Here is a 9,977-nt window from a genome sequence, read left to right as displayed (position 1 = left end):
CGCGACGAAGGCGCCGTCCCCCTGCGGCTGTTGCTGCGGCTGGGCGGCAGGCGCCGGGCGGGCGGTCAGCCGGCCGGGTACCGCGCGGTGCTCGCGGAGCCGGCGTACCGGCGTGCGGTCCGCGCGCTGGCCGCCGACGGTGATCCGCGGACCCGCCGCTTCGGGATGGAACTGGCTCTGGAACTGGGGGAGTACGTACGCGGCGACCTGCTGCGGACCGCGCTGCGCGACCGGGACCAGGTGTGCCGGCGGCTGTGCGCGGAACGGCTGCTGGAGATCGATCCGGATCAGGCGGGACGGCTGATGTGGGCGCGCAGCGCGGCGGTGCGGGAGCTCGCGGTGGCGGCGCTGCCCGTCGACGTGCCGGCCGCGCGCCTGGTGAGCGTGCTCGCCGATCCGGCCCGGATGGTGCGGGCGCAGGCGCGGTGGCAGCTGTACCGGCGCGGTGAGCCGCCGGCCCGGGTCTACCGCAGACAGCTCGGCCGGTGCGGGCCCGGCGGTCCGGCGGGGCTGGTGGCCGGTCTGCTGGCGGGCCTGGGGGAGTGCGGCGACGCGACGGACGTACCGGTGCTGTTGCGCTTCACCGGGCCGGGAGCAGGGCCGGGACCCGAGCCGGGAGCCGGGCCTGGGCCGGTCGCCCGGCCGGCGCGGGTAAGGCGCTGTGCCGTGCGGGCGCTGGGGCGGCTCGCGCCCGCGGACGATCTGGTGCGGTTGCTGGCGCCACTGGCGCTCGACCCCGATCCGGGGGTGGCCAGGGAGGTGTTCGAGGCGCTGGCGCGGGTGGCCGCGCAGGTGCCCGCCGAAACGGTCTGGGTGGGCAGGACCCGTACCGAGCCGGCCGTGCGCAGGGCGGCCGAGCGGCTGGCGCCGGACGCGGGAGCCGCGCCCGTCAGGAGCAGTCGGGGCACAGACCGCGGTAGGTGACCTCGACGTCGGCGATGGTGAAGCCGAAGCGCTCGGTCGCGGGGAGGCTCGCGAGCGGGTCGCCGGCGGGGTGGACATCGCGGATCGTGCCGCAGCGCGAGCAGATCAGGTGCTGGTGCGGGTGGTGCGCGTTCGGGTCGTACCGCTTGGCGCGGCCGTCCGTCGCGACCTCGATGACCTCACCGAGGGTCACCATCTCGCCGAGGGTGTTGTAGACGGTCGCCCGGGAGATCTCCGGCAGTCGGGAGGTGGCGCGGGCGTGCACCTCGTCGGCGGTCAGGTGCACGTGGTCGCCGTCGAGGACCTCGGCCACGACACGCCGCTGGGCGGTCAGCCGCCAGCCGCGTTCGCGCAGTCGTTCCAGAAGGTCACTCATACGCAGCAGCGTAACAGCGCTCGGTCCGGGGTCCGAATGAGTCCGGGGATGGTGCTCTTCTTGACTTAGACTCTGTCTATCGTAGGATCGATTCCGGCGACAGCCGAGGGACAGGTCGATCAGGATCCAGGGAGACGCACGTGACGGTTCAGGAAACGGGCCCGCTGACCACCGAGGCCGGAGCACCGGTGGCGGACAACCAGAACAGCCAGACGGCAGGTCCGGGCGGCCCGGTGCTGATCCAGGACCAGTCGCTGCTGGAGAAGCTCGCGCACTTCAACCGTGAGCGCATCCCGGAGCGCATCGTGCACGCCCGCGGCGCCGGCGCCTACGGCACCTTCACGCTGACGCGTGACGTCTCGGAGTGGACCCGGGCGGCGTTCCTGTCCGAGGTCGGCAAGCAGACCGAGACCTTCCTGCGGTTCTCCACCGTGGCGGGCAACCTGGGCTCGGCGGACGCGGTGCGCGACCCGCGCGGTTTCGCGCTGAAGTTCTACACCGAGGACGGCAACTACGACCTCGTCGGGAACAACACCCCGGTGTTCTTCATCAAGGACGCCATCAAGTTCCCCGACTTCATCCACACCCAGAAGCGCGATCCGTACACCGGCTCCCAGGAGGCGGACAACGTATGGGACTTCTGGGGCCTGAGCCCCGAGTCGACGCACCAGGTGACCTGGCTCTTCGGCGACCGCGGCATCCCGGCGACGCTGCGCAACATGAACGGCTACGGCTCGCACACCTACCAGTGGAACAACGCCGCGGGCGAGGTCTTCTGGGTCAAGTACCACTTCAAGACCGACCAGGGCATCAAGAACCTGACCACGGACGAGGCGAACCGGCTCTCGGGCATGGACCCCGACTCGCACCAGCGTGATCTGCGCGAGTCGATAGAGCGCGGCGACTTCCCGTCCTGGACGGTGCAGATCCAGGTCATGCCGGCGGCCGACGCGGCGAACTACCGCTTCAACCCGTTCGACCTCACCAAGGTGTGGCCGCACGCGGACTACCCGCCGATCGAGATCGGCAAGCTGGAGCTCAACCGCAACCCGGAGAACATCTTCGCCGAGGTCGAGCAGTCGATCTTCTCCCCGGCGCACTTCGTGCCCGGTATCGGCCCGTCCCCGGACAAGATGCTCCAGGGCCGGCTGTTCGCGTACGGCGACGCCCACCGCTACCGCGTCGGCATCAACGCCGACCACCTGCCGGTGAACCGCCCGCACGCCACCGAGGCACGCACCAACAGCCGTGACGGCTACCTGTACGACGGCCGTCACAAGGGCGCCAAGAACTACGAGCCGAACAGCTTCGGCGGCCCGCAGCAGACCAACGAGCCGCTGTGGCAGCCGCTCCCGGTCTCCGGTGCCACCGGCACCTCCGAGGCGCCCTCGCACGCCGAGGACGACGACTTCGTGCAGGCCGGAAACCTCTACCGCGCCATGTCCGAGGACGAGAAGGAGCGCCTGGTCGACAACCTGGCGCAGTTCATCTCCAAGGTCTCGCGCGACGACATCGCCGAGCGCGCGGTGAACAACTTCCGCCAGGCGGACCCCGACTACGGCAAGCGGCTGGAAGCCGCGGTCCAGGCCCTCCGCGGCTGACCGGACGCTTGTCGTAACGACCTGGGGGGCGAGGCGGAGTGGATTAGCGAGCGGCGTCATGCGGCTTCGCGTCCAAGGCGGAGGAGGGAGGCGACGCGGAGCGTCGTCGACCGACGACAACGCCGGAGGCGGAGTCGCAGGGCGTCGGGAGCCCGCTCCGTATCGCTCCCCAGGTCGTCAACCGAAGAGGCCGGACGCCATGGGGCTCCGGCCTCTTCGCCGTCCCCGGCCGGCGCGGCCGTGAACGCGGGTCGTGGGCGGGGGTCAGCCGGCCAGTGCGCTCTGCGCTCCGGCGGTGGCCCGGTCCGGTGCCCAGCAGCGGATGATGTCGCGGACCGACACGATCCCGACGGGGTCGCGGCCGTCCAGCACGATCAGATGCCGGAAACCGCCGTGCACCATGGCGGACGCGGCGTCCTCCAGGGTCCACTCGGGCGTCGCGAAGACGACGTCGGTGGTGGTGTGGTCGTGGGCGGTCTCGACGTCCGGGTTCAGGCCGGCGCCGATGGCGTTGAGGATGTCGCGCTCGGTGAGGATGCCGACTCCCCAGGTGTCGGAGTCGAGGACGACGGCCGCGCCGATGCGTCGGACGGCCATCAGGCGGGCGGCCTGGCGCAGTGTGTGGGCGGGTCCGATGGTCAGGACGACGGTGCTCATGGCGTCTCGGACGAGCATGGGCTACCCCTAGAGAATGCGTTCACAAGTTCACAAGCTCGGGCATTCTCATATTCACATGCTCTGTCCGGCTCAGCAAGGGGAGGCGGGCCGCCGTTTCGTTCAGCCCGTGCGCCCCAGGTATCCCAGCAGCTCCTCGTGGAGGAGCCCGTTCGAGGCCGCCGCGTTCCCGCCGAACGGGCCGGGCTCGCCGTCCAGGCTGGTGTACCGGCCGCCGGCCTCCTGCACGATGACGGCGGGCGCCGCCATGTCCCACAGGCTCAGCTCCGGCTCGGCGCAGATGTCGACCGAGCCCTCGGCGACCATCATGTACGGCCAGAAATCGCCGTAGCCGCGGGTGCGCCAGCAGTTCCGGGACAGGTGCAGAAAGCCGTCGAGCCGGCCCTGCTCCTCCCAGCCGCTGAGCGAGGAGTACGCGAAGGACGCGTCCTCCAGCTTGTTGATCTTCGACACATGCAGCCGGGTGGCGGCCGACAGGCTGCGCCCGGTGTACGCGCCGCCGCCCTTCGAAGCCCACCAGCGCCGCCCGAGCGCCGGCGCGGAGACCACGCCCACCACACCCTCGTCACCCTGCTCGCCGCGCACCATCAGCGCGATGAGGGTCGCCCAGACGGGTACCCCGCGCACGTAGTTCTTGGTGCCGTCGATCGGGTCGACGATCCACCGGCGCGGGCCGTTGCCGTGGCTGCCGTACTCCTCGCCGAGCACCGCGTCCCGGGGCCGGGCGCGGCCCAACTGGCTGCGGATCAGCTCCTCCGCCGCTTTGTCGGCCTCGCTCACCGGCGTCATGTCGGGCTTGGTCTCGACCTTGAGGTCCAGAGCCTTGAAGCGCTCCATGGTGGTGGCGTCGGCGGCATCCGCGAGGATGTGGGCGAGGCGCAGGTCGTCGTTGAAGTCGGGCATAAGGCGAACAGTAGCGATCGCAACCGGCCGAGGTCACGCGGACGGTGCGCGGAGCCTTGACAGCGGTCTGTGACGCGTCAATTCTTTGCCCACGGCCGCTGTCCGGGACATATGCGGGCCCTTGGAGGCAATGATGCCTACTGCGCGGGAATCATTACTGGACGCGGCTCTTGCCGCACTGGGCGCCCGGCCCTGGGCGGCGGTGCGGATGGTCGATGTGGCGCTGTCGGCCGGGGTGTCCCGGCAGACCCTCTACAACGAGTTCAGCAGCAAGGAAGGCCTCGCCCGCGCGCTCGCGCGCCGCGAGGCCGACACGTTTCTGGCCGGGGTCGAGAACGCCCTGGCGGAAGCGGAACGGCAGGGCGCGGACGCGGGCGACTGCTTCGCCGCCGCGGCGGCCTGGACGCTGCACAGCGCGCGCCGCAGCCCACTGGTCCGCGCCACGCTGACGGGCTGCCGCAGCGAGCGGCTGCCGGCCGCGGCGGTCGCCGGGATCCCGCTCCAGCGCTCGCCGCATCCGACGCGTACCGCTGCCGCGCACGCTTCGCCGTCGTACGCCCCGGCGTCGCACACCCCGCCTCCGGCGCCGGAGGTCGCGCCCTCGCCCGCCGAAATCGTCACCGAGATCCGCAACCGGGCGGTCGGCGCGCTCGAACACGGCTACCCGAAGCTGGATCTGGCCGACATCGGCTGGGCGTGCGAGGCCGCGGTCCGGCTCACGCTCGCCTACGTCGTCGCCCCTTCGACCTCCGACGAGGACGCCTGCCTGCAGGTCGCGCGGCTGGTCCGCGGGCTGCTGGCACGCGGCTGGTGAGCCGTGGGCGGACCGGTCAGCGATCGGTGCGCGAACGGTCAGCGCCCCCTTGGAGTCTGTGAGCCAGGACGCCGCAGCGTCCGGCCCACACCACCCAGAGGGAGCACGACATGACGGGGACCGGTACGTCGAACGGCACGGCCTTGGCCGGCCGCAAGGAATGGACGGGCCTCGCGGTCCTCTTCCTGCCCACGCTCCTCATCTCGATGGACATCAGCGTGCTGTTCTTCGCGCTGCCGTTCATCAGTGAGGACCTGGCACCCAGCGGCACCCAGCAGCTGTGGATCATGGACATGTACGGCTTCGTCCTCGCCGGCATGCTGATCACGATGGGGGCGCTCGGCGACCGGATCGGCCGGCGCCGCCTGCTGCTCATCGGCGCCACCGCCTTCGGCGTCGCCTCCGTCGTCGCCGCCTACTCCGGCAGCGCCGAGGTGCTGATCGCCACTCGCGCGCTGCTCGGTCTCGGCGGCGCCACCCTCATGCCCTCGACGCTCGCGCTGATCCGCAACATGTTCCACGACGCCAGGCAGCGCAAGACCGCGATCTCCATCTGGACCGGCGCCATGGTCGGCGGCGCCACCGTCGGGCCGATCGTCGGCGGCTTCGTCCTGGAGCACTTCTGGTGGGGCGCCGCGTTCCTGATCAACGTGCCCGCCATGGTGCTGCTGCTGGTCCTCGCCCCGGCGCTGCTGCCCGAGTACCGCGCCCCCCGGGCCGGCCGGTTCGACGTGCTCAGCGCGTTCCTGTCGCTCGCCGCCGTCCTCCCGGTCATCTACGGGATCAAGCAGATGGCCGTGCACGGAGTCGAGCCGGTGCCCGCCCTGTCGGTCGTGGTGGGGCTGGCGGTGGCCTGGGTCTTCGTCCGCAGGCAGCGCACCTCGGCCAACCCGCTGATCGACGTCGAGCTGTTCCGGCAGCGCACGTTCAGCGCGTCCCTGCTGATCAACGTGCTGGCGATGTTCGCCTTCATCGGCGTCACGCTCTACACCAACCAGTATCTGCAACTCGTCCTCGGCAAGAGCCCGTTCCACGCGGCGCTGTGGTCCATGGCCGTCATGCCCGCCATCATGATCGCGATGACGGTCTCCGGCATCCTCGCCGACAAGGTGCGCCCCGCCTATCTGCTGGCCGCCGGGCTGTTGCTGACGACGGTCGGGGCCCTGGTGCTCACCCGGGTCCGGACGGACTCCGGCATCGCGGTCGTCCTGACCGGCGCCGCGCTGGTCGCCGCCGGGCTGCTGATGGGCAGCACCCTCACCGCCGACCTGATCCTGGCGGCGGCGCCGCCCGAGCGGGCCGGCTCCGCCTCCGCCCTGTCCGAGACCGGCAGCGAGTTCGGCGGCGCGCTCGGCATGGCGATCCTGGGCACCATCGGAACGGCCGTCTACCACGACCGGATGAGCGGTGCACCGGCGGAGGCGCACGAGACCCTCGGCGGCGCGGTCGCCGCGGCAGCGCAGCTCCCCGGCAGGACCGGCACCGAACTGCTCGACACCGCACGGGAAGCGTTCACGGCGGGCGTCCACGCCGCCGCCTTCGGTGCCGCGATCGTCACGTTCACGGCCGCGGTCCTCGCGGTGGTCCTGCTCCGCCAGGTGCCGGCGTCCGCGCCGGCCGCCAAGGGCACGGAGAACGACGGGGATCCGGCCGGGGAGCCGGCCGGGGGGAATGCCTCGGAGGCGGTCGCGCGCTGAGTCCACGCGACGAAGGTGAGGGGGCCGTCCGGCGACACCGCCGGACGGCCCCCTTCGGTCAGTGCGAGGAGCCCGACAGCTGCAGACCCACAACGCCCGCCAGGACCAGGCAGATTGAGACGATCTTGAGCGTCGAGACGATGTCGCCGAGGAAGACCATGCCGTAGATGGCGGTTCCCGAGGCGCCGATCCCCGTCCACACCGCGTACGCGGGACCGACGTCGAGCTTCTTCAGGGACAGGGTGAGCAGGCCGAAGCTCCCGAGGGCGAAGACCGCGAAGGCGATCGTCGGCCACAGACGGGTGAACCCGTGGGAGAGCTTGAGACAGACCGCGAAGCCGGTCTCCAGGATGCCTGCGACCACCACGAGCAGCCATGCCATCGAGGTGCCTCCCGTTCCGTCGCCCTGCCTGCCGTCCGAGGCGCTGCTGTCGGACTGATGGATCATCACACAGCATGCCCCGAAATGGCGGCAACGTTCCTCGGGTGAAGAGGCAAACGGGCGAACGGACGAACGAGAGCGCCGGGGACGATCGCCAGGGATCAGTCGCCCTCGCGGCGTTCACGGGTCGCGAGCAGCCGACGCAGCGAGTCGAGCCGGGCCGGATCGGCGTGACCGGCGGCGACCCACGCGTCCAGCGCGCACTCGGGTTCGTCATGGCTGCAGCCGCGCGGGCACTCCTCGGTCCCGGCCACCAGCTCGGGGAAGGCCAGGATGACGCGCGACGGATCGATGTGGTGCAGGCCGAAGGAGCGCACGCCCGGGGTGTCCACGACCCAGCCGTCGGCGTCGCCGGGGAGCGGGAGGGCCAGCGCCGACGTGGTGGTGTGCCGGCCGCGGCCGGTGACGGCGTTGACGATGCCGGTGGCGCGCTGCCGCTCGACGAGCGCGTTCACCAGGGTGGTCTTGCCGACACCGCTGTGCCCGACGAACGCGGTGATCCGGCCCTTGAGGCGCTCGCGGACCGCGTCCACCCCGCCGGTCAGGAAGTCGTCCCGGGTGGTGACCACATAGGAGACGCCCAGCGTCGCGTACGTCTCCAGCAGCGTGTCCGCCGACGCCAGATCGGACTTGGTCAGCACGAGCAGCGGCTCCAGGCCCGCGTCGTACGCCGCCACCAGACAGCGGTCGATCATGCGGGGGCGCGGCTCGGGATCGGCCAGCGCGGTGACGATCGCGAGCTGGTCGGCGTTGGCGACGACCACGCGTTCGTACGGATCGTCGTCGTCGGCGGTGCGCCGCAGCACGGACTTGCGCGGCTCGACCCGCACGATGCGCGCCAGGGTGTCCTTGCCGCCGCTCAGGTCGCCGACGACCGCGACGCGGTCGCCCACCACGGCGCTCTTGCGGCCCAGTTCGCGGGCTTTCATCGCGACGATGGTGCGGTCCTCGATCAGGACGTGCAGCCGGCCGCGGTCCACGGTGAGGACCATGCCCTCGGCCGCGTCCTCGTGCTTCGGCCGGATGTTGGTGCGGGGACGGTTGCCCTTGGTGTTCGGGCGGACCCGGATGTCGTCCTCGTCGGGGTTCTTGCCGTAGCGACGCATGGCGCGGTCAGCCCCGCCCCGCCGTGACGGGGGTCCCGAGCATCTCGGTCCACAGTTCAGGGAACTCCGGGAGCGTCTTGGCGGTGGTGGCGACGTTCTCCACCAGGACGCCGGGCACGGCCAGGCCGAGCACGGCCGCCGCCGTCGCCAGCCGGTGGTCCTCGTAGGTGTGGAAGACCCCGCCGCGCAGCGCGCGGGGCCGGATCCGCAGTCCGTCCTCGGTCTCGGTGGCCTCGCCGCCCAGACCGTTGATCTCGGTGACGAGCGCCGCGAGGCGGTCCGTCTCGTGCAGCCGCAGATGCGCGACCCCGGACAGCACGGACTCCGACCCGGCCAGCGCGGCGACCGCCGCGATGACGGGCGTCAGCTCGCCGACCTCGTGCAGGTCCGCGGTGATGCCCAGGATCCGGCCGGTGCCGGTGAACGTCAGCCCCTGCTCGGTCAGCTCGCACGCACCGCCCATGCGGGTGAAGATCTCCCGCAGGGCGTCGCCCGGCTGGGTGGTCCGCTCGGGCCAGTCCGGCACGGTGACCCGGCCGCCGGTGACCAGCGCCGCAGCCAGGAACGGCGCCGCGTTCGACAGGTCCGGCTCCACCGTCAGGTCCCGGCCGAGCAGCGCGCTCGGTGCTACCCGCCAGACGTTCGGCTCGCCGCCGTCCTGCGGGGCGTCCACCTTGGCGCCCGCGACCCGCAGCATGTCGATCGTCATGCGGATGTGGGGGAGGGAGGGGAGCGTGCGGCCGGTGTGCCGCAGCTCGAGACCCTGGTTGAAGCGCGGTCCCGACAGCAGCAGCGCGCTCACGAACTGTGAGGACGACGAGGCGTCGACCTCCACCGGCCCGCCGGACAGCGAGCCGGCGCCCTGCACGGTCAGCGGCAGCGCGCCGCGTCCCTCGTCGTCGATCCGGGCGCCCAGCGTGCGCAGCGCGTCGATCACGCCCTGCAGCGGCCGCTCGTACGCCCGGGGGTCGCCCTCGAAGCGGACCGGGCCGTCGGCCAGCGCCGCGACCGGCGGCAGGAAGCGCATGACGGTGCCGGCGTTGCCGACGTCGATCCGCGCCGGGCCGTGCAGCCCGGCCGGGATGACCCGCCAGGCCTCACCGCCGCCGCCCGTGTTCACCTGCTCGTCGATCTGCACGCCCATGGCGCGCAGCGCGTCCGCCATCAGCACGGTGTCGCGGCTGCGCAGCGGGCGCCGGATCCAGCCGGGCTCGGAGGCGTGCGCGGCGAGCACCAGCGCGCGATTGGTGACCGATTTGGATCCGGGCACAGTGACCGTCGCGTCGACGGGGCCGGAGGCGACGGGGGCGGGCCAGAGAGCGGTGTGCGGGGAACTGTCGGTCATGGGCACCAAGCCTAGTGGCTGGCGGCGGCCCCGCCCGGAGTGCGGGAGCCGGGCAGGAGGCCGCGGAGGGCCGTTCCGGAGCCCGGCGAGGACC

The 9,977-nt window shown here is 72.0% G+C and carries 9 protein-coding genes and 1 pseudogene; 4 read left to right on the top strand and 6 right to left on the bottom strand.

All coding sequences use genetic code 11. The annotated features are described in order from the left end of the window. Window positions 1–924, top strand: a pseudogene (locus G3I60_RS35545) (hypothetical protein); the annotation flags it as partial. On the opposite strand, the gene G3I60_RS35540 reads toward G3I60_RS35545, so the two are convergent. Then, window positions 890–1,300, bottom strand: a complete 411-nt coding sequence (locus G3I60_RS35540; protein WP_138350940.1) for a Fur family transcriptional regulator — start codon at window positions 1,298–1,300, stop codon at window positions 890–892. The pseudogene G3I60_RS35545 and the gene G3I60_RS35540 overlap by 35 nt on opposite strands. A 140-nt stretch (window positions 1,301–1,440) precedes the next feature. Between G3I60_RS35540 and G3I60_RS35535 the strand changes: the two genes are divergently transcribed. Next, window positions 1,441–2,901 carry a catalase gene (locus G3I60_RS35535; RefSeq protein WP_164299508.1) on the top strand — a complete coding sequence of 487 codons (1,461 nt, stop codon included), beginning with the start codon at window positions 1,441–1,443 and terminating at the stop codon, window positions 2,899–2,901. Window positions 2,902–3,165: 264 nt separating this feature from the next. On the opposite strand, the gene G3I60_RS35530 is transcribed toward G3I60_RS35535, so the two are convergent. Both G3I60_RS35530 and hisN read right to left on the bottom strand, forming a co-directional pair. Beyond that, entirely contained in the window at window positions 3,166–3,576 is a 411-nt protein-coding gene (locus G3I60_RS35530; protein ID WP_138350938.1) for a cyclic nucleotide-binding/CBS domain-containing protein, read from the bottom strand. 102 nt (window positions 3,577–3,678) lie between these two features. Beyond that, entirely contained in the window at window positions 3,679–4,479 is an 801-nt protein-coding gene (gene hisN / locus G3I60_RS35525; protein ID WP_138350937.1) for a histidinol-phosphatase, read from the bottom strand. Window positions 4,480–4,609: 130 nt separating this feature from the next. On the opposite strand from hisN, the gene G3I60_RS35520 reads away from it, so the two are divergent. Beyond that, window positions 4,610–5,293, top strand: a complete 684-nt coding sequence (locus G3I60_RS35520; RefSeq protein WP_232484648.1) for a TetR/AcrR family transcriptional regulator — start codon at window positions 4,610–4,612, stop codon at window positions 5,291–5,293. 110 nt (window positions 5,294–5,403) lie between these two features. After that, window positions 5,404–6,990: an MFS transporter gene (locus G3I60_RS35515; protein ID WP_164299506.1), complete on the top strand. Its 1,587-nt coding sequence runs from the start codon at window positions 5,404–5,406 to the stop codon at window positions 6,988–6,990. A gap of 58 nt (window positions 6,991–7,048) precedes the next feature. Here G3I60_RS35515 and G3I60_RS35510 read toward each other — a convergent pair whose 3' ends face one another. The 3 genes from G3I60_RS35510 to aroA all read right to left on the bottom strand — a co-directional run bounded on the left by G3I60_RS35510 (window position 7,049) and on the right by aroA (window position 9,883). Then, window positions 7,049–7,372, bottom strand: coding sequence for a multidrug efflux SMR transporter (locus G3I60_RS35510; RefSeq protein WP_138351078.1), 324 nt, complete (start codon window positions 7,370–7,372; stop codon window positions 7,049–7,051). Between the two features lie 161 nt (window positions 7,373–7,533). Next, window positions 7,534–8,538, bottom strand: a complete 1,005-nt coding sequence (rsgA, locus tag G3I60_RS35505) for a ribosome small subunit-dependent GTPase A (protein ID WP_138350934.1) — start codon at window positions 8,536–8,538, stop codon at window positions 7,534–7,536. A 7-nt stretch (window positions 8,539–8,545) separates the two neighbouring features. After that, on the bottom strand, window positions 8,546–9,883 hold the full coding sequence (gene aroA / locus G3I60_RS35500; protein ID WP_164299504.1) for a 3-phosphoshikimate 1-carboxyvinyltransferase: 1,338 nt from the start codon (window positions 9,881–9,883) through the stop codon (window positions 8,546–8,548). Between the last annotated feature and the right edge of the window lie 94 nt (window positions 9,884–9,977).

It is taken from the genome of Streptomyces sp. SID13666 (assembly GCF_010548325.1).
Lineage (GTDB): Bacteria > Actinomycetota > Actinomycetes > Streptomycetales > Streptomycetaceae > Actinacidiphila > Actinacidiphila fildesensis.
Note: the sequence above shows the minus strand (reverse complement) of the source record. Positions and strands in the feature narration are given on the sequence as shown.